This window comes from Psychrobacter sp. UBA2769 (assembly GCF_002352555.1).
In the GTDB taxonomy this organism is placed as follows: domain Bacteria; phylum Pseudomonadota; class Gammaproteobacteria; order Pseudomonadales; family Moraxellaceae; genus Psychrobacter; species Psychrobacter maritimus.
The window spans coordinates 94900-114423 of sequence record NZ_DEIR01000020.1; the positions used below are offsets into that span (position 1 = coordinate 94900).

Annotated in this window: 15 protein-coding genes; 9 read left to right on the top strand and 6 right to left on the bottom strand. The window is 43.9% G+C overall.

The genetic code is table 11. From position 1 onward, the window contains the following. Positions 1 to 47: 47 nt before the first annotated feature. The 3 genes from B3Q63_RS09540 (at position 48) to B3Q63_RS09550 (ending at position 2990) form a co-directional block, all read left to right on the top strand. Entirely contained in the window at positions 48 to 1040 is a 993-nt protein-coding gene (locus B3Q63_RS09540; protein WP_296176051.1) for an ABC transporter substrate-binding protein, read from the top strand. A gap of 73 nt (positions 1041 to 1113) precedes the next feature. After that, positions 1114 to 2256, top strand: a complete 1143-nt coding sequence (locus tag B3Q63_RS09545) for a TIGR03364 family FAD-dependent oxidoreductase (RefSeq protein ID WP_296176053.1) — start codon at positions 1114 to 1116, stop codon at positions 2254 to 2256. Then, positions 2256 to 2990 (top strand): HAD family hydrolase, encoded by a 735-nt coding sequence (locus tag B3Q63_RS09550; protein ID WP_296176055.1) that lies wholly within the window; start codon positions 2256 to 2258, stop codon positions 2988 to 2990. Before B3Q63_RS09545 ends, B3Q63_RS09550 begins: the two co-directional genes overlap by 1 nt. Before the next feature lie 150 nt (positions 2991 to 3140). On the opposite strand, the gene B3Q63_RS09555 is transcribed toward B3Q63_RS09550, so the two are convergent. Next, complete coding sequence (locus B3Q63_RS09555) at positions 3141 to 4025, bottom strand: LysR family transcriptional regulator (protein WP_068035765.1); 885 nt, start codon at positions 4023 to 4025, stop codon at positions 3141 to 3143. A gap of 100 nt (positions 4026 to 4125) precedes the next feature. Between B3Q63_RS09555 and B3Q63_RS09560 the strand changes: the two genes are divergently transcribed. The 6 genes from B3Q63_RS09560 (at position 4126) to B3Q63_RS09585 (ending at position 11483) form a co-directional block, all read left to right on the top strand. Continuing rightward, positions 4126 to 4572, top strand: a complete 447-nt coding sequence (locus B3Q63_RS09560; RefSeq protein WP_296176059.1) for a PACE efflux transporter — start codon at positions 4126 to 4128, stop codon at positions 4570 to 4572. 390 nt (positions 4573 to 4962) lie between these two features. After that, positions 4963 to 6723, top strand: coding sequence for a TrkH family potassium uptake protein (locus B3Q63_RS09565; RefSeq protein ID WP_296176060.1), 1761 nt, complete (start codon positions 4963 to 4965; stop codon positions 6721 to 6723). Positions 6724 to 6834: 111 nt separating this feature from the next. Continuing rightward, positions 6835 to 7536 (top strand): potassium channel family protein, encoded by a 702-nt coding sequence (locus tag B3Q63_RS09570; RefSeq protein ID WP_201626046.1) that lies wholly within the window; start codon positions 6835 to 6837, stop codon positions 7534 to 7536. Between the two features lie 17 nt (positions 7537 to 7553). Next, positions 7554 to 8096 (top strand): DUF3124 domain-containing protein, encoded by a 543-nt coding sequence (locus tag B3Q63_RS09575; RefSeq protein ID WP_296176063.1) that lies wholly within the window; start codon positions 7554 to 7556, stop codon positions 8094 to 8096. Between the two features lie 54 nt (positions 8097 to 8150). Then, positions 8151 to 9038: a hypothetical protein gene (locus B3Q63_RS09580; RefSeq protein WP_296176065.1), complete on the top strand. Its 888-nt coding sequence runs from the start codon at positions 8151 to 8153 to the stop codon at positions 9036 to 9038. Positions 9039 to 9257: 219 nt separating this feature from the next. Next, positions 9258 to 11483: a PhoX family protein gene (locus tag B3Q63_RS09585; protein WP_296176067.1), complete on the top strand. Its 2226-nt coding sequence runs from the start codon at positions 9258 to 9260 to the stop codon at positions 11481 to 11483. 160 nt (positions 11484 to 11643) lie between these two features. Here the strand turns inward: B3Q63_RS09585 and hutI are convergent, their stop codons facing one another. The 5 genes from hutI to hutU form a co-directional block, all read right to left on the bottom strand. After that, positions 11644 to 12954: an imidazolonepropionase gene (gene hutI, locus B3Q63_RS09590; RefSeq protein ID WP_296176069.1), complete on the bottom strand. Its 1311-nt coding sequence runs from the start codon at positions 12952 to 12954 to the stop codon at positions 11644 to 11646. Positions 12955 to 13244: 290 nt separating this feature from the next. Then, positions 13245 to 14417, bottom strand: coding sequence for a formimidoylglutamase (locus B3Q63_RS09595; RefSeq protein ID WP_296176071.1), 1173 nt, complete (start codon positions 14415 to 14417; stop codon positions 13245 to 13247). A 34-nt stretch (positions 14418 to 14451) separates the two neighbouring features. Further along, complete coding sequence (gene hutH, locus B3Q63_RS09600; RefSeq protein WP_296176073.1) at positions 14452 to 16014, bottom strand: histidine ammonia-lyase; 1563 nt, start codon at positions 16012 to 16014, stop codon at positions 14452 to 14454. A gap of 84 nt (positions 16015 to 16098) precedes the next feature. Further along, complete coding sequence (locus tag B3Q63_RS09605) at positions 16099 to 17490, bottom strand: YjiH family protein (protein WP_296176075.1); 1392 nt, start codon at positions 17488 to 17490, stop codon at positions 16099 to 16101. A 69-nt stretch (positions 17491 to 17559) separates the two neighbouring features. Then, a complete protein-coding gene (hutU, locus tag B3Q63_RS09610; RefSeq protein ID WP_296176077.1) occupies positions 17560 to 19293 on the bottom strand; it encodes a urocanate hydratase in 1734 nt (577 codons plus the stop codon). Positions 19294 to 19524 lie beyond the last annotated feature (231 nt).

Here is a 19524-nt window from a genome sequence, read left to right on the forward strand (position 1 = left end):
AAACAAACTTTAATCATTAAAACTCAATAAAATCTATAGGATAAAAAATGTTTTCATTTAAAACGTTAATGATAGGTCTCACGTGCGGAATTATTTTGACCGGTTGTAGCTCAGCTTCTTCAGAGGGAAATAGCGCAGAGGAGGTCATCATCTATAGCAATGCCGACGAAGAAGCGGTAGAAGTCATCCAAGCGGTATTAGATAAAGCTGGGTATGAAGGGCAATATATATTTCAGTCTTTTGGTACGGGTGAGCTTGGCGGGCGTTTATTGGCCGAAGGTAAGAATATAGAAGCAGATTTGGTCACCATGAGCTCATTTTATTTAGAGAGCGCGCAGACAAAACATTCGATGTTTAAGGATGTCAGCTTTGAGGTCAACCCGCAAATCGCAGTACCTAGTTACTATGCACCCATTCTAAGTTTTACTGGGGCGATTATTTTAAACACCAAAGAGATGGCTGCGCAAAATTTGCCTAGACCAACCAGTGCCAAAGATTTGGCAAAACCCATCTATAAAAATAAACTTGCCATGGTTGATCCCAATGGCTCATCGACCGGTTGGTTATTTGTGCAGAATATCACTGCTACGTATGGCATGGATGCCGAGGGGCAAACCATCATGAATCGTATTCGTGAAAACGCCGGACCAAATTTAGAATTATCAGGTTCAGGTCCATTGAAGAAAGTAATGGCAGGTGAAGTGCCTATTGGCTTTGGCATGCGTCATCAAGCAGTTGTTAATAAAGCAGAAGGATTGCCTATTGATTACATCGATCCTAGCGAAGGTAACTATACGCTGAGTGAGTCGGTGGCTGTCATCGATAAAGGCGATAAAACCAATCAAAATGCGATGAAAATGGCCGAAATCATCGTCAAAAATGCGCGACCGCAACTGTTAGAAATATATCCAAATATCATCTATGACGGTGAAACTGTTGCATCTGAGAATCAAATCAAAAATGTAAAAACCTATGCTGAGCCACTCACCTCTGAATTATTAGATAAGCATAGGGCATTTTTTCACGGTCAAAAGCTATAAGCGTTGCAACCAGCGCCAGCTAAATTGAGATATAGATATTAATGTTTCATTCTAAAAAATAAGGAACATCAAGGTGCCGTTAACAAGTAAATTGTCTGAGAAAAAATACGATGTGGTGATAGTCGGTGGTGGTATTGTCGGCCTTGCCAGCGCTTATGCCGCGGTTAAAAAAGGTCTGAGTGTGGCACTGGTCGAGCGTGAGTCACAAAATAAAGATGCCTCAGTGCGTAACTTCGGTTTTGTCACCGTGAGTGGGCAGCAAAGTGACGAGCATTGGCAGCGAGCCATGCATACGCGTAATGTTTGGGCAGATATTGCGCCAAAAGCAGGCATCGAGGTCGAGCATAGCGGCCTAGATATGCTTATTCAACGCCCAGAAGCGATGGATGTCGCTGAAGCTTTTTTACAAACAGAGATGGGCGCGTCTTGTCGATTGCTGACGCAAGCTGAAATAGCAGAAAATACCCCTTATCTTAAAAACGGTTTGGGGGTGTTATATAGTCCTCATGAGCTCAGAGTCGAATCAAAAACTGCCATTGGCAAACTGGCAAATTGGCTAAGTCGAGCGCATGGCGTAGATTTTTATAATAAAACCACTGTGCATTCCATCGAGCTACCTATGGTGAATACTAGTCGCGGTACGCTGCAAGCAGAGCATTGTGTGGTCTGTCCCGGTACAGATTTGCATAGCTTATATCCAGAGACTTTAGCGCAGTCTAAGGCCAAACTTTGCACGCTCAATATGATGCGTGTCATGCCAAAAAAAGCATTTAAGCTAAATGCAGCGGTGATGTCAGATTTAAGCTTTGCTCGTTATGATGGATTTGCCCAATTACCTGAAGCCCAAAGGTTAATCTCATTGCTGGATAATATTCAGTCAGCTGAGCGCAAAGCAGGTGTTCATCTGATTGTAGTGCAATCTGCTGATGGTTCTCTCATCATTGGTGATAGCCATGATTATAGCGATAAGGAGCTGCCGTTTAGAGATGTACGAATTGATGATTTAATCATTAACGAGTTTCATCAAGTGATGGATATTGGCGAGATTGATATCGTGCAGCATTGGTTAGGGGTTTATCCCAGCGGTGATAACGTAGTTTTTAAAGCCTCACCAGAAAAAGGCGTGGTTGTCGGCTCTGTCACTAGCGGCACTGGAGCATCGACAGGCTTTGCATTTGGTGAAGAGTTAATTAATTTAGTATTGGAGTCAAAATAATGAGTACAGATATTAATAGTATTAAAGAACCATTCAATCATATTAAATTATGCGTTTTTGATATGGCAGGCACGACTGTCAATGAAGACAATCTCGTTTATAAAACAGTACGTGATGCGATCAATCAAGCGCTTAACGATGACGATAAAGCGGATAAAGAAGTTGATTTAGATATCTGCTTAGAATTTGGTGCTGGAAAGGAAAAACGCCAAGCGATCAATGACATACTGAATGAATTGGACATCGCTGAGGCTGATATTAAGTCACTTACCGATACAGCCTTTACAATTTTTAAAACCAGTTTGGCAGAGGCTTATACAGCAGATACTTTGACTACCTTTGATGGCATGTTGGCTTTCTTTGATAAGCTAAAAGCCAGTGGTAGAACAGTGGTGTTAAATACGGGCTATGACGCAAAGACTGCCAATAAGATATTAACTATTTTAGGGTGGTCAGTAGGTCGCGAGATTGATGCACTAATTACAGCTGATGATGTGGTGAATGGTCGCCCTGCGCCAGATATGATTACGCTCGCGATGGATAAGTTTGGTATTGAAAATGCAAAACAAGTGTTAAAAGCAGGGGATAGTGGCATCGATATTGAAGAAGGGAAAAATGCCAATTGTGGCTTATGTATAGGCGTGTTGACCGGCGCGCAAACCAAAGCACAGCTTGAAAAGTCCTTGCCAGATATAGTATTGGATAAATTGACTGATTTGGCTCAGTTGATTTAAAAATCAATCTATAAGGCAAGTCTATAAAGTAATACTCTGCTGAAAGCCTTCTACGTTATGTAAAAATAGCGAAGAGGGCTTTTTATGGTTTTGACGAATGAATAATTGATAGGGTATCAGCCCTTGATTGATAGCTATAAAGAAAGGCTATTATGCCTGTTGGTCTAAGGTAATAACCGCCTGCTTTAACCACGTACCTGCCTTACCTAACGGTTTTTCTTTATGCCAAATCAGCTCAACCGCAACGGGCCAACTGTGCTTATCAAAATCCAGCTTTGGTGATACCAGAGAGCCATCCTTTAACGCATCAACGATAATATGCTCAGGCACCAACGCCCAACCAAGGTTACGTTGCACCAGCTCAATAATCACCCACTGACTCTCAACCCACCATACATCAGCGGCAACCCGTAGGCGTGATTTTTCTTTACTCTCGTTGCGCGTTGCAACAATGAGCTGACGATATCTTTTTAAGTCCTCCCAGCTGACCACTCGGTTCGCTATTTCATGTTCAGGCGCACAAACCATCTTAAGCGGAATCCAGCCTAAGGTATGAAAACTAATAGCCGATGGCAAATCCTCTTGGCTCCACATAATGCCTAGATCCGCGCGCTTTTCTAAAATCAAACGACTAACATCTTCCATGATGGGCAGCAGCAATTCTAACTCCACAGTAGGAAACAAGTTATCAAACTCATCGAGCAATCGCGCCAGCCACTCTGATGGATAGAGATCATCGACTGCCAGCACCAAACGGCTTTCGACACCTTCACTTAAGCTTTTGGCCACCCCAAAGAAATGCTCGCAGCGCTCCAATATTAAATAAGCTTCAGCTAGCAGCCGTTTACCTTCCTCCGTCAATTCAGGATAGCGACTATTTCGAGTAAATAACACATTGTCCAAGTCGATTTCTAAATTTGCCACCGCCGCACTAACCGATGATTGTGCTTTGCCAAGCCGCCGTCCTGCTGCCGAAAACGAGCCCGTCTCTACCGTTGCCACAAATGCTTGTAGTTGCTCTAAAGAAAAGTTCATGTATCGGTTTTTCCTATAGACAGTAACTTTGATCTATTAGTTTAACAGATACAATAGAGTCAACTAAGTACTATGAATGTATATTCTATAAGGATTAATCATGCGAACTCATAGAGATCGTATACGTCACGCTGTTGGATTTGAAATAATTGCATTAATACTATCCATTCCCATTATGAGCTTCTTTTTTGATTTTGACATAAAAGATATCGGTGTTATTGCCATCGTAGGCTCTATCATAGCGACTATATGGAACTACGGTTTCAATATTGTCTTTGATAAAGGCATGGTAAGGTTTAAGCGCAGCACATTTAAGACCCCAGCGATTCGAGTGCTTCATGTACTGCTATTTGAGGGTGGTCTGCTGCTTCTATATCTGCCCATGGTCTCATGGTATCTTGGCATTAGTTTATGGCAAGCCTTTATTATGGATGCGTCATTGGTTGGATTTTATTTGGCTTATACCTTCTCTTATAACTGGGCTTATGACAAGATTTTCCCGATACAGTATTTTAAATATGTAAAAAATAGCGCGGTTTCTATATAAGTCGAGCTAACAATAATTTAGGTTATGTCTGATATTAATAACTGTTATAAAGAATCGCTGTAAACACGTGCTGTAAATAAGTGCTAAAAAAGCTTTCAAACTATAAGATATATAGCTTGAAAGCTTTTTTGCTTTAAGGTTAAGCAAGTCTGTATATGACGCCTGTGCTTGGTATCGATTTTGAAATCCTAATCATTTTATTCAAAAAATATAGATTGCCTATCGGTGCCAAATAATTGTATTCACAATAAAGGCGGCGAGGTTAGATATTGAACAAAAGACAAGCATAAAAGATGTCATAACTGGTTACGATTCTTTAAAAACAGTCTTAGTGGATGGCGAAAAAAAGGCGTATAAGTATTATCGTTACTCCTTTCATGGAATTAGGCTATGCATCCAGCCCTACCGTATCGGCTGTTGAATAAGTTCACGATTGTTATTGGCGCCATTGGCGTTGGAATTGCCTTAGTCGATAGTGGTTTTACGCTCACGACATGGCTACAGCATATTTTTCATATTTTTTATTTAACGATTATTTTATTGGGTTTTGTGGCCACGGTAGGGCGTTATATACGCTCAAAGTCGCGATTGTCGGTTAATAAAGTTGCAGTTTTCGATTTACTAACCAGTGTCGCTATTGTTGTGCTATTGGCGGTGCATTTCTTTGAGCTGGCGCGCTCCGGATTATCGATGCCGGTAGATGGTTTTATTGCGATTAAGATTGCTGTTTTTGTCACTTTTATCCGTGAGATATCGGACAATAATTTCAGCCTTAATCGGGCTTTTTTAAACCCGGGTCAGTTTTTTATCTTAAGTTTTTTGTCCGTGGTATTGGTTGGAGCATTGCTGCTGATGATGCCCAATGCCACCACTGAGCCGATATCCTTTGTCGATGCGCTATTTACGGCCACCAGTGCGGTCTGTGTGACAGGGCTGATTGTGGTGGATACGGCGACCCGTTTTACCACTTTTGGGCAGCTGATTATCATCGGGCTGATTCAAATTGGTGGTTTGGGTATTCTGACCTTTGTGACCTACTTTAGCTATTTTTTTAAGGGCGGCGTCAGTTATGAGACACAGCTTAGTATCAGTGAAATGAACGTCTCACGAAGGATGGGCGATATGGTCACCACCCTTAAGTCCATTTTATATGTGACTTTTGGGGTTGAGGCACTGGCTGCGATTTTGATTTATATTAGTATCTATGATTTACCCGGGATGAGCTTTGCAGAAAGGCTGTTTTTTGCGATATTTCATGCCATCTCTGCTTTTTGTAATGCAGGGTTCTCGACCTTTAGCGCCGGCTTATACGATGAGTCACTGCGCTTTAACTATCCTTTACAGCTTATCATTAGTACCACTTTCTTATTTGGCGGCATGGGTTTTATCATTGTCGTCAATCTATTGCGCTTTCTGCGTCACCGTGCCCAAAGGGCGATTTTCCAAAATGATCCACGTTACGGCTATCAGCCGTGGCTACTGAGTATAAATAGCCGTATAACGTTAATTACCTCTGGCGCTTTATTATTAATTGGTCTGGTCGGGGTCATGCTGTTTGAATATAACGGCATCCTTGCTGAGCATCAGAGTTTTTACGCTAAGCTAATCACAGGGCTATTTACGGCGGCCACTCCGCGTACCGCAGGTTTTAATATTGCCGATATGGATGCGCTTGCGTTTCCGACTATTATGCTGACGATTTTTTTGATGTGGATTGGTGCTTCACCAAATTCTACCGGCGGCGGTATAAAAACCAGCACCTTTGCCATTGCAGTGTTAAACACCTTGAGCTTAGCCCGAGGTCAGACCAAGGTTGAAGTGTTTCAGCGCGAGATTGCTGACATCTCTATCCGCCGGGCGTTTTCCATTATGTGGCTGTCTTTATTTGTCATTGGCATGGGGGTCACCCTTATCAGCTACGATCAGCCCGAGCTTGATTTGATTAAAGTCATTTTCGAATGCTTTTCTGCCTATAGCACGGTTGGTTTGAGTTTAAATTTAACCACCGAGCTATCGACCTTTAATAAGCTGGTTGTCTCTGTGATTATGTTTGTCGGGCGGGTGGGGATGTTGACGATATTTATTGCCTTACTTAAAAACAGATATCAGCGTAACTATCGTTATCCGACTGAAGAGATTACTATCAATTAACTTAATGTTAATTAAAAAATGTTAATTAAAAAAATAATTTATAACTCATTAGGCATTAACTAAATACGTCGCAATTGCTCTTTTCGAATGGCATGAGTGACAAGGAATATTATGAAATACATCATTGCAGGTTTGGGCAGTTTTGGGTCTTCGTTAGGCATGGCGCTGACGAGCCAAGGTCATGAAGTCATCGCCATTGATAGCAGCATGCAAAAAGTTGAAGCGTATAAAGAAGCCATCACTCATACTATCTGCATGGATGCCACCGACGAATATACGGTCAATGGCTTGCCTATTATGGATACCGATATAGTGGTGGTGGCGATTGGGGAAAACGAAGGGGCCAACATTATGGCAACGGCGTTGTTTAAAACTTTAAAAGCCAAGCGCTTAATCAGTCGTAGTATCAACCCCTTACATGAAAAAGTGCTACAAGCGATTGGGGTTGACGATATTTTTCATCCTGAAAAAGAATCGGCGATGCGCTGGGCAAAACGGCTGTCATTGCGCTATTTCGTTGATTCTTTTGAATTGACTGACAACTTTAGTATTGTCGAGATTGCTATTCCTGCTCCTTTGATTGGCAAACAAATAGCGACATTACAGCTAGAAAATAAGTTTAATATCAAACTATTGAGTACCATGCGCTATGAGCATTATGAAGACAGCTTTGGCCGTCAGCGAAGCAAACCCAGTATTCAGGGACTAGCCACACCAGAGCAAGTGCTACAAGAAAATGATGTGCTAGTGGTATATGGCGCTAACAAACATATCAATACTTTTTTACGTAGTGTAGGGGTTAAAGTACACTAATCGCTAGGGATAACGTTATGAATAAGTGCTGCATATCCGTGCTATGTCTTGCCAGTCTCATGCTGTTCAGCGGCTGTGATGAGTCGAAACAAAACCCAAATATCATGTTTTCAGAGAAGCATCAAGACCCGATTCAAGAGCTTGAGAAGCGGTCTAAAAAAGTCGATCACAGCCAGTTTGGCTATAAACAAACCTTTTATGTGCCGATTTACTCAGATATTTATACCGATAGGGACAATCGTAAGGTTTTACTATCAGCAACTTTGAGCGTGCGCAATACCACCTTAAAAAAATCGCTCTATATTAATAAGATAGATTATTACAGTACCGATGGCGACCTTGTAAAGTCGTATTTAAAAGAGCCTATCGAGCTGCCCGCCATGGCGACGTTAAATTATATCGTCGAAAAAGAAGAGGATAAAGGGGGTTCTGGGGCAAAGTTTATCATTGAAGTCGAAGGGATAGATGAAACCGTCAAGCCCGTCATCGAGGCGGTGATGATTGGTAATTTTAGCAATAAAGGCTTTGCTTTTAGCACCCAGGGTACGCCGGTTTTGTAGAGGTGACTGTTTATGCTTTATTAATATGGATAATCCAAATTTAGGAGAGTTGCCATGTTAGATTTTATCCAAGGCTCATCTTTAGCAACTATTAAAACAGTACTATTTACTACTGTATTGCTCGGTACGGCGCAACTGCTGGCAGGCTGTGACTCGCAGCCTGAAAATTCAAATAAAAATGATAATGCCACGGCGCAAACGGATAATATAGATAAAAATACGGCTGAGAAAGATAATGCGTCTATCAATTCTAGTTCTATAAATCCTTCGCCTATAAGTCCTGCTAATGCGGATAAAGCACAGAATAACGAAGTAGAAAAATTATCTAATGATAAAACCGTCAATCCATCAGGCTACCAAAAGCTAAGCTTTGGGCAGATTATTACCCCTGAATTACTAAATGAGCTAGGACTGAGCAAAGAAAAAACTGACAACGAGCAATGCTATTACGTCAGTAATCTAGCACTCAACTATGTGGATAAAGAGTACGGTAAACGTGCCTCTGTGCTCTATCAAATCATCGATAATAAAGTTGCTCTTATTGCTATTCAGGATCCAAACATACCCTTTTATACAGACATCCATGTTGGTGATTCAGTGACAGAGGTGATGAAAGCGCATAACAACGAGCTGACTTATGAAGTCGATAAGTATGCGGTTGATGGTGACTACTATAGCCTGATTGCTAACGTTAACTTCGAGGTGCTAAAAGAGCCACAACTCGGAGGGTTGTTAAAAGCCGAAAACATCAAGCTGAATAATGAAGAAGACAAGTTGCCCATACAGATTGAATATCATATCAAGGGCGGTCAAAAGCTGAATGATTATAGAATTAACTCAACAGAGTGGACGGCAGACAAGCAAAGCTTGTTAAAGGGAGAGGTTGAAAGTATTGATATCGGGTTACCAGATGCTATCTATTTGGTCGAAGGTTGCTCTTAAGGCGTAAATATAAACAACGTAGCGCTTTATATGCTTAGATTAACATATCAAAAACAGCATGGTTTTTTAAAGATTATTATCTAAAAATTTGTCATCAAGTTGTCATGGAGTTTCAGTAGACTCAAACATAAATCGTATTTTGGTCGTTACAACGATAGCGCCGCGATATTTTTTATGCCAACTCAGCCTACTAAATCCAGCCTAACAAGGTGACTGAACATGACCTCATTGAATAACAAGCAAACGCTTGCGCACGAAGTTGTTGAAGACTCTAACCCGACTGATAATATCGACTTTCAAACCATTATTAATCGCCGTATGAATCGCCGCAGTATTCTAAAAGGTGGCACAGGATTGACGGCGGCGGCGTTTTTTGGCGCACTACCTTTGGTCGGCTGTAGCGACGATGATGATAGCAATTTACCTGTTAAACCCAGCGACGATAACAGTGCCGCTATTCCTGCGCAAGGTAACTTAAAGCGTCCTGAAACTTTGAAGTTTACAGCCGTACCGCATTCAAAAGCTGACACGATGAGCGTGGCAGCAGGTTATAAAGCCGAGATGATATTACCACTAGGCATGCCGCTGATATCTGGTATCGATGATTGGAAAGACAATCGTGAGCAGTCCGCTGAGTCGTTTGAGTGGCGTATGGGTGACAACCATGATGGCATGTGGTTTTTTGGTAAAAAGGGCGGCGCTTATGATGCCAAAGCGTCAGAAAATGGTCTGCTAGTCATGAATCATGAGTATGTAAACAGTAGTGAGCTGAGTCCGTTTGGCTATCATGTCATCCAAGATGACAACGCCGCGCCCATCTTTAAAAACCGTCGCCTTGCAAGCGACGTGCGCCGCGAGGTCAACTGTCATGGGGTCGCTGTGGTTGAGATGCGCCGCCGCGCTGATGGTATGGGTTATGAGATGGTACCCAATTCGAAATACAATCGCCGCATTACCAGTAGTACGACTGCCCAATTAACAGGTCCTGTTGCGGGATCTGATTTGGTTAAGACCAAGTTTGATCCGACAGGGTTTCAGACTCGTGGCATTAATAATAACTGCGGTGCAGGTCTATCACCTTGGGGCACTTATCTGACCACAGAAGAGAACTTTTTAGGGGTATTTGCCCGTGGACAAGATGCCAATCAATTGAGCGCTGGACACAACTACGGTCGTGAGCGCTACGGGGCGACAGAGAATTTCCCGGGCTGGGAGTATCTGTGGCATACACCTGATGCCAAAGATGCTGCTATCCCTGACGAGTTTTCACGTTGGGATATGACCGCCGTCGGTGCCAGCGCTGCCGATGACTACCGTCATGCATTCAATACCTTTGGCTATATCACCGAGATTGACCCTTTTGACCAACATTCTATACCGCAAAAACGCACGGCATTGGGTCGTTTTGCTCATGAAAACTGTGCCTATGCGCCTGTTGAACAAGGTAAACCCGTGGTCTTTTATATGGGCGACGATGCCCGCGGCGAATATATTTATAAGTTCGTCTCCAAGTCAATGTGGTCAAATGCTGATATCGGTGGCGGCTTAAAAGCGGGCAATAAATATTTGGACGATGGCACGCTATATGTTGCTATTTTTAATGAAGATGGCAGCGGGGCGTGGAAAGCACTTGTCCATGGTCAAAATGGACTGGATGCCTCTAATACTGTCTTGCCGTTTCATGAACAAGATGAGGTGTTGGTCTTTGCCCGTGCCGCTGCTGATGTCGTCGGCGCGACCAAGATGGATCGACCTGAATGGGTATCGGTCAGCCCGATAACGGGTGAGGTATATGTGACCTTGACCAATAATAAATATCGCGGCGTAAGTGATGATCAACCGCTCTCAGCGTCGAATCCACGCAGCTATCAAGTTGGCGGCAAAGCGCGTGGTAATGACAATGGTCATATCATTCGCTGGGCAGAAGCAGGTGGCGATCATGCGGCAACAAATTTTGAGTGGGATATTTATTTGTTTGCTTCGCCAAGTGATTTGTCAGCGGAGAACTTATCACAGCTAAATGACAATAACGATTTATCGTCGCCAGACGGACTGTATTTTGATCCACGCGGGGTGTTGTGGATTCAGACAGATGATGGCGCTTATACGAATACCAGCAGTTGTATGTTGCTTGCGGCGCTACCGGGCAAAGTCAGCGATGGTTCGCTTATGACTACTTCAGCAGGGCAGCAAACCCGAGTCGGCATGCCTGCCAGTAATGACAATATCAAACGCTTTTTCGTCGGTCCTGAGGGCTGCGAGGTGACTGGTATCACTATGACGCCAGACTTTAAAACCCTCTTTATTAATATTCAACATCCAAGCAACAGCTGGGGCGCCGTTGCAGGTGGCAGTACCCCGCGCTCAGCGACGGTCATGATTACGCGTGAAGATGGCGATGTGATATTGGCTGAGTCATTTGATACCGTAAGCAGTAGCACTTAACAGTAGTAGCACTTAAGAATCCTATTAATCTTCAACAAAAAAACCAATATGCTTGATGTCCTTTTCTCTGTTTATAGAGAATAAGGATGCAAGTATATTGGTTATTGCGTTTTTAAACGACGGTTTTAAGAATATATTATGCGTTCAGTTATTACTTTGCTTAGGTATGCCACTGACCTTGAACCATAATACCTGCAATAGGATTTAGCCCCATTTGATAAGCAAGGTCAGCAGGGCGGGCAATGTCCCATAATGCCAAATCAGCATCGTAACCCACTTCTATTTTACCTTTGTTGGCTAGACCTAACGCTTGTGCCGCATGAACGGTTGTCCCTGCCAATACTTCTTCAGGGGTTAAATAAAATAGGGTACAGCCCATATTCATCGCTAATAACAGTGATGTTAATGGTGAAGTACCAGGGTTGCAATCTGTTGAAACGGCAATCGGAACTTGGTGTTTACGCAATTCTTCAATCGGTGGCAACTTAGTATCACGTAGCGTATAAAAAGCACCTGGCAATAGCACAGCAACTGTGTTGCTTGCGGCCATTTTTTTAATATCGTTTTCTACTAAGTGCTCAAGATGGTCGCTTGATAATCCTTGGTATGCTGCTACCAAAGCACTAGCGCCTATGTTTGATAGCTGCTCGGAATGCAACTTAACTGGCAAGTCTAACGAACGAGCGACTTCAAAGACGCGCTTAATTTGCGCAGCAGTAAAGGCAATGTTTTCACAGAAACCATCGACCGCATCGACCAAGCCCTCATCATGCAAAATTGGCAACCACTGGCAAACTTGCTCAATATACTCATCCGCACAGTCTTTATACTCCGGCGGTAGGGCATGGGCGGCCAAATAAGTGGTGCTAACATGAATGTTGTGTTTGTCACCGAGTGCGCGGGCGACTTTTAGCATTTTGCGTTCAGTTTCTAGGTCCAGTCCATAGCCAGATTTGATTTCGACACTGGTCACGCCTTCTTTGATGAGCGCGAGCAGACGTTTTTCACTTTGCGCAAACAATTCTTCCTCATTCGCTGCGCGGGTGGCGCTAACGGTTGAGACAATGCCGCCACCTTGTGCAGCGATATCTTGATAACTGGCACCTTGCAATCGCGCTTCGAACTCGTTGCTGCGGTTACCGCCATAAACGATATGGGTATGACAATCGATGAGTCCAGGCGTGACCCAGTTGCCATCAACGTCTTTGATTTGATCGCTTTTATAATGAGTAAGATGCGGCTTTATTTGCTCATGCGTACCAACCCATGCAATTTTGCCGTCTTTGATACCGATAGCAGCGTTTTCTAACTGACCGTAAGGGGTGCTTTTTTCTTGGTTGTCGCTATAAATATCAAACCCGTATTGTTCTGAAAAGGTGGCGAGATTGGCATTGATAATGATGTAGTCAAATGATGTCAGGGTGGAATCGTTTATAGGCATTTGATCTGTAGAATTTATTGTATTAGTCATGATGTGCTCCTGCTTATTAGTATAGATTTAGTGCAACCATCCATAGTTCATTTACTTTAAAATAGACATTGTGTCGTTGGTAAAAACTCTTCTTACTGTGGTGCTGCTGACAGAGGATGTGCAAAATTTACTTCAGTAGCCTTGTATGGTTGGTTTATTTTAAAAATGTTATAGCGTGACTGGTACAAATTTTACTCGCTTGTTGTGCGCAAGCGAGACAAAAGCTTCGCAAAATTCATCCCAGTCACTTGTATAAATATTCATAACATTTTTATTCTATATCGATTTATTTATACTAAAAGTAAATGCTGCTCGATAATAGTCGCTAAGAGGCGAGCCGCGACTTTACAGCTGCGTCCATCAACATCAAAGGTCGGGTTAATCTCGGCAATATCAGCCATTCTTACTTTGTTTGACGCCATGATAAGTTTGACCGCGCGCTCAACGAATGCCAAGTTAATACCATAGGCGGCTGGCGCACTGACACCAGGAACGACGCTCGATGGCAAGCAATCCATATCAATGGTTAAGTAGACCACATCAACTTCATTGATAAAATTTTCTATTTGAGCAGCAATTTTTTTCCATTTTTTATTGGTGCAATCTTCGTCACTGATAATATGTACGCCTAACTGCTCAGCACGGTCGAAGAGCGCGGCAGTATTGGAAAACCGACTGACGCCGATACAGCAATAGTGATATGGCTGATCCTGTTCATCGAGGTGCTCGGCTATTTGGCGAAATGGCGTACCAGACGTGGCGACATCAGATTGGCGAATATCTAGATGAGCGTCAAAGTTAATCACCCCGATGCTAGGCATTGTGCTCGCATGGCTTTCAACATGGCTTTCAACATGGCTTTCAACATGGCTTTCAACATTATTTTTGACATCATTTTCAACATTACTTTCGATATTGTTAACGTCATTAGTGGGCTGATCGGTTTCTGATGACAGCGCCTGCCATAATCCTAAAAAACTGCCGTAAGCGATGGCATGACCACCACCAAGTCCAATGGGCAGCCCGCCTCGCTGAATAATATCACTTATCTTATCGGCATATTTTACTTGGGCTTTTTCAAGAGTGCGCTCGGCAAAATCATCATTATCATGACAATGGATATCACCAGCATCACCTAGTAGAGTTGGCAGTTGACCCTCATAGCGTTGTTGTAACTCAGCGATGACTGGCAGCGCCGCAAGTGCTTGGCGAATCAAGGGCGGCGCAGCTCGTGCACCCACGCGTCCTTGATTACGTCTGACACCTTGGTCACAAGCGAACCCGACCAGTCCAATGCGCTGACCGTTTTGCTGACTGGTGCTATCAAAGGCATAAGGCTGCGCTATTTGATACCAGTAGCGGGCGCGCGCAGACTCAAACGGCTCTGCACGTCCTGTCCACCGACTCATATCAGCTGCAGTATGGCTTACGGTTGTGCCAGTCCCAGACTTTGATATGCTCATCGCCAATCTCCTTTTGTATTTAGAGTGATACCTTTTATATAGACTCATACCAATCACTACGCAGTGACTGCCAGTGGCTTGTCAGAGTGCCATCTAATACCAGCTGCTTTGCTGCTTTGATATCAGGCGCTAGGTAGCGATCTTTATCATAAAAAGTGACTTGCTCGCGTAGTTTCTGATGCGCTGTCTGTAACGGCTCTGAGGTATCTAGTCCACGATGGAAGTCGATACCTTGACCAGCAGCCAATAGCTCAATGCCGATAATGGTGGCGGTATTTTGCGCCATCTCATATAAGCGGCGCGCACAATAGGTTGCCATCGATACGTGGTCTTCTTGGTTGGCAGAGGTTGGAATGCTATCAACGCTGCCAGGATGGGCGATAGATTTATTCTCTGAAGCGAGTGCTGCAGCGGTGACATGGGCAATCATAAAGCCAGAGTTCACCCCAGCATTATCAACTAAGAATGGTGGTAAGCCACCTGACAAAGTTGCATCAATCAATAAAGCCACACGGCGCTCAGACATAGAACCAATCTCAGCAATCGCCAAGGCTAAAATATCTGCAGCAAAGGCAACTGGCTCAGCATGGAAGTTACCACCCGAGATAGCCACTGGGCCATCATCGTTAGTGAAAATCAGCGGATTATCGGTTACCGCATTAGATTCAATTAATAAGGTTTTTCCTGCTTGGTTGATGATATCAAGGCAAGCACCCATGACTTGTGGCTGGCAACGTAAGCAATAAGGGTCTTGTACTCTATCGTCTTGCTCGCCATCATGGGAGGCGCGGATAGCACTGCCTTTAATCAGCTGACGATGCGCTTTGGCAATTTCAATTTGACCATGATGACCACGCACTTCATGAATACGCGCATCAAATGGGGCATCCGAGCCTTTGGCGGCATCAATAGACATGGAGCCGACGATGGTGGCTGTCTCAAGTAAATCTCGCGCTAAGAAATAACCGCGCAATGCCAGTGCGGTGGATACTTGGGTGCCGTTAATCAGGGCAAGACCTTCTTTGGCCGCTAGGGTAATGGGCTCAAGACCATGCTGCGCTAACGCATCAGCAGCAGGTACTTTTTTGCCAGCAACATAGACATCGCCTTCGCCCATCATGGCCAGCGTCATATGCGATAAAGGTGCTAAGTCACCAGAGGCGCCAACTGAACCTTTGGCCGGAATATTTGGCGTAATTTGATTATTAATTAAACCAAGTAAGCTATCGACCACAGCGCGTCGGACGCCAGAGACGCCTTGCGCTAAACTGGCAACTTTCATCACCATAATTAGCCTGACCACGTTGTCTGGCAGCGCCTCGCCAGTACCCACCGAGTGAGAAACGATAAGGTTACGCTGGAGTAGCTCAAGCTGATCATCACTGATACGGGTCTTTGCCAACAGACCAAAACCGGTATTGATACCATAAGCGCTCTTATCACGCGCAATGATGGTGCGTACATCTTCGTGTGAGGCATCTATCGCTTCATAAGCCCTGTCAGGTAGCGTCAATACAACAGGTCGCTCGTAAATATCGCGCAGCATTTCAAAGCTTAATTGACGTGGCTGTAGTATTATTTTTTTGATATCAGTCATAAGGGTAATCCTAACTTTAGGTGCTATATTAATTATATTATTGGTTGTCTATACACTATATATAGTGATGTTATTTGAGTTTTCTTAACTTATCCAGCCAAGAGACATCGCCAAATGTCCAAAAGCTGCTGCTAACAAGATACTAAGTGCCACACGCTGGAACCAAACGATGACCATTTTGCCAACAGAGATGGGAATTTCGGTCGCCAGTACACAAGGAATCATGGCAGAAAAGAACAGCACGCTACTAATAGAGATGACGCCGGCGACATAACGGGTCAACATATCCGCTTCACTGAGCAATAAGGCGGGCAAGAACATCTCAGCCAGTCCTGCTGACATACCTTTAGCAGCGACGAGTGGCTCTGGCAAACCGCCTAACCATGTAAATGGGTATAGTAGCAACCCTAGAGCGTCAAATACCGGCGTGTACTTGGCTAATAATAGTCCAGTGAGTCCAACGGCTATGATAGAAGGCACAATAGCCGCTGCCATGGTCAAACCATCACGAAAATTAGACCATAGAATTTGTTTAAAATCCGATGCACGGCGTGAGGTGGATAAACCCAGCTCATACGCCGCTTTTAGACGCGTGCCTCTTTTGTAGTCTAAATTTGGACGGTCCAGCTCATTATCAAAACGGCTAATCGGTGGAATACGGGCAGTAATAGCGGTGACAATAAAAGTAATCACCAACGTTGACCAAAAAAACAGATTCCAAAATTCCATCAGCCCCAGTGTTTTAGCAACAATCACCATAAATGCTGCCGATACTGTAGAGAAGCCAGTAGCGATAATGATAGCTTCACGCGCAGAATACTGCTTTTGTAGATAAACGCGATTGGTAATTAACAGTCCAATCGAATAACTACCAACGAAAGAAGCAACCGCATCAATGGCTGATGCGCCAGGTGTTCTCCAGATAGGCTTCATAATCGGTTGCATCAGCACACCAACCATCTCAAGCAAGCCAAAACCTACTAAAAATGCCAGAATCAACGCCCCAAGCGGGACAATCATGCCAACCGGTAGCGCCAGTTTTTCAAACAGAAACGGCAGCATATCCTTTTCCATCATAAAGGCGGGCGCGTTACCGCTGATATACATCACGGCTAATACCAGTCCCAGCACTTTAAAAACGGTTAGGATTTTATGGGTGATATTTTTGCGGCATGAGCCATCGATAAATGGCTTACTTACACCAAATATCATCAGCATAAACAGTAAGATAACAGATAAAGTATGTTGCTGATTGACCAGATAAGTTGCGCCGTGATCGAACAAAATTGTGCTCTTCTCACCAATGGTAAAAGGAACAAAAAACATCACCAGACCAATGGCACTAAATACAATAAGCTGTATCAGCGCCATAGGCTTTGATAGCAACTTCTCAGGCGGCGTCATATCATGTGTTGGAATGCCTAGTAGTAGGTCAGGTACTGGACTAGCTGGTGGCATAAGATCTTGGTTAGACATATTATCATCCTTGATAAAGTATTGATGATGTCCTTATGTCGATTGATATCGTGTAAGGACAAGGGCAAGTTATTTAATCATCGGTAGCTTTAAGCCATAATCTTTGGCAGTTTTAATCGCTAGCTCGTAGCCTGCATCTGCATGACGCATAACGCCAGAACCACAATCATTGACTAATACTCGTGCCAAGCGTTTGGCTGCGGCATCTGTGCCGTCAGCGACGATGACCATGCCAGAGTGCTGCGAGTAACCCATACCAACACCGCCGCCATGATGTAGTGACACCCAAGTGGCCCCGCCTGCGACATTGAGCATGCCATTTAATAATGCCCAGTCAGACACCGCATCTGAGCCATCTTTCATGCTTTCTGTTTCGCGGTTTGGACTGGCAACAGAGCCAGTATCCAAATGGTCACGACCGATAACGATAGGACCTTTTAATTCACCGCTTTTGACCATCTCGTTAAAGGCTAAGCCTGCTTTATCACGTTCACCAAGACCTAACCAGCAGATACGCGCTGGCAAGCCTTGAAACTGAATGCGTTCCCTCGCCATGTCCAACCAGCGATGAATATGCTGATTTTCAGGGAACAGCTCTTTGATTTTTTGATCAGTTTTATAAATATCTTCTGGATCACCTGATAATGCGACCCAGCGGAATGGCCCTTTACCTTGGCAAAACAGCGGACGAATATAAGCAGGGACAAAACCTGGGAAATTAAAAGCATCTTTAACTCCTTGATCAAACGCAACTTGGCGAATGTTATTACCATAATCAGTCGTTGGAATGTCCATTGCTTGCAAGTCCAGCATCGCCTGTACGTGTACGGCACAAGACGCGGCGGCAGCTTTGGTTAATGCGGCATGTTGGTCTGGATTTTCTTGTGCCGCTTTCCATTCTTCAACTGTCCAGCCACTTGGTAGATAGCCATTGATTAAGTCATGAGCGGAGGTTTGGTCAGTGACTAAGTCAGGTTTTATCTCGCCTGCGTTGGCACGCTTGACCATCTCAGGCAAGATGTCTGCCGCATTACCAAGTAGCGCGATTGAGACGGCTTCACCCGCGTCCGTATGTTGTTTAATCAGCTCATAAGCATGGTCAAGATTGTCGGCTTGTTTATCGACGTAACCCGTACGCAAACGGAAATCAATACTAGACTGCTGGCACTCGATGTTTAGAGAAGTCGCACCAGCAAAGGTTGCGGCTAGTGGTTGCGCGCCGCCCATACCGCCAAGACCAGCGGTCAAAATCCAACGTCCTGCCCAGCTACCGTCATAATGCTGACGACCAGCTTCAACAAAGGTCTCATAAGTGCCTTGGACGATGCCTTGGGTGCCAATATAAATCCAGCTACCTGCGGTCATCTGACCGTACATAAATAAGTCTTTGCGATCAAGCTCATTAAAATGCTTCCACGTTGCCCAGCGCGGGACAAGATTGGAGTTGGCAATTAATACGCGCGGCGCATTTTCATGAGTTTGAAAGACGCCAACAGGCTTCCCAGATTGCACTAATAGTGTCTCATCGTCTTCTAATTCTTTGAGTGACGCGAGGATTTGATCATAGCTTTCCCAGTTACGAGCTGCACGTCCGATACCGCCATACACAACCAAGCTTTTCGGGTTTTCAGCCACATCAGGGTGTAGGTTGTTTTGCAGCATGCGATAAGGCGCTTCGGTCAGCCAACTTTTGCAGTTTAATGTGCTGCCAGTAGGCGCAGCGATATTGCGACTCTCATCACGGCGGGTGAATTTATTATTGTTGCTTGTGGCGTTTTTGCTCAATCCATTATCGGTAGTCATGCTCAAATCCTTGTGATTGTTTATACAGTTTGCTAGTTGCCGTTTGTTGGCAGCATTATTTGGTGGTATTATTAATTTGTATATACAAATTATCAAAGATAATTTTTTCATGCAAGCGTTTTTTTATCAGTAGCTAAATTATTTATAAGTCTGCTTTATTCGATAGGCAGTGCTAATGGTGATGATGATAATAATTGTCATGATATTATGTCAGCACTTGCGTAATTGCAG

What these genes read in the sequence shown, in the direction of transcription:
- B3Q63_RS09540 (WP_296176051.1), top strand. Translation starts at nt 48, where the DNA reads ATGTTTTCATTTAAAACGTTAATGATAGGTCTCACGTGCGGAATTATT.
- B3Q63_RS09550 (WP_296176055.1), top strand. Translation starts at nt 2,256, where the DNA reads ATGAGTACAGATATTAATAGTATTAAAGAACCATTCAATCATATTAAA.
- B3Q63_RS09555 (WP_068035765.1), bottom strand. Translation starts at nt 4,025, where the DNA reads ATGAACTTTTCTTTAGAGCAACTACAAGCATTTGTGGCAACGGTAGAG.
- B3Q63_RS09560 (WP_296176059.1), top strand. Translation starts at nt 4,126, where the DNA reads ATGCGAACTCATAGAGATCGTATACGTCACGCTGTTGGATTTGAAATA.
- B3Q63_RS09565 (WP_296176060.1), top strand. Translation starts at nt 4,963, where the DNA reads ATGCATCCAGCCCTACCGTATCGGCTGTTGAATAAGTTCACGATTGTT.
- B3Q63_RS09570 (WP_201626046.1), top strand. Translation starts at nt 6,835, where the DNA reads ATGAAATACATCATTGCAGGTTTGGGCAGTTTTGGGTCTTCGTTAGGC.
- B3Q63_RS09575 (WP_296176063.1), top strand. Translation starts at nt 7,554, where the DNA reads ATGAATAAGTGCTGCATATCCGTGCTATGTCTTGCCAGTCTCATGCTG.
- B3Q63_RS09580 (WP_296176065.1), top strand. Translation starts at nt 8,151, where the DNA reads ATGTTAGATTTTATCCAAGGCTCATCTTTAGCAACTATTAAAACAGTA.
- B3Q63_RS09585 (WP_296176067.1), top strand. Translation starts at nt 9,258, where the DNA reads ATGACCTCATTGAATAACAAGCAAACGCTTGCGCACGAAGTTGTTGAA.
- hutI (WP_296176069.1), bottom strand. Translation starts at nt 12,954, where the DNA reads ATGACTAATACAATAAATTCTACAGATCAAATGCCTATAAACGATTCC.
- B3Q63_RS09595 (WP_296176071.1), bottom strand. Translation starts at nt 14,417, where the DNA reads ATGAGCATATCAAAGTCTGGGACTGGCACAACCGTAAGCCATACTGCA.
- hutH (WP_296176073.1), bottom strand. Translation starts at nt 16,014, where the DNA reads ATGACTGATATCAAAAAAATAATACTACAGCCACGTCAATTAAGCTTT.
- B3Q63_RS09605 (WP_296176075.1), bottom strand. Translation starts at nt 17,490, where the DNA reads ATGTCTAACCAAGATCTTATGCCACCAGCTAGTCCAGTACCTGACCTA.
- hutU (WP_296176077.1), bottom strand. Translation starts at nt 19,293, where the DNA reads ATGACTACCGATAATGGATTGAGCAAAAACGCCACAAGCAACAATAAT.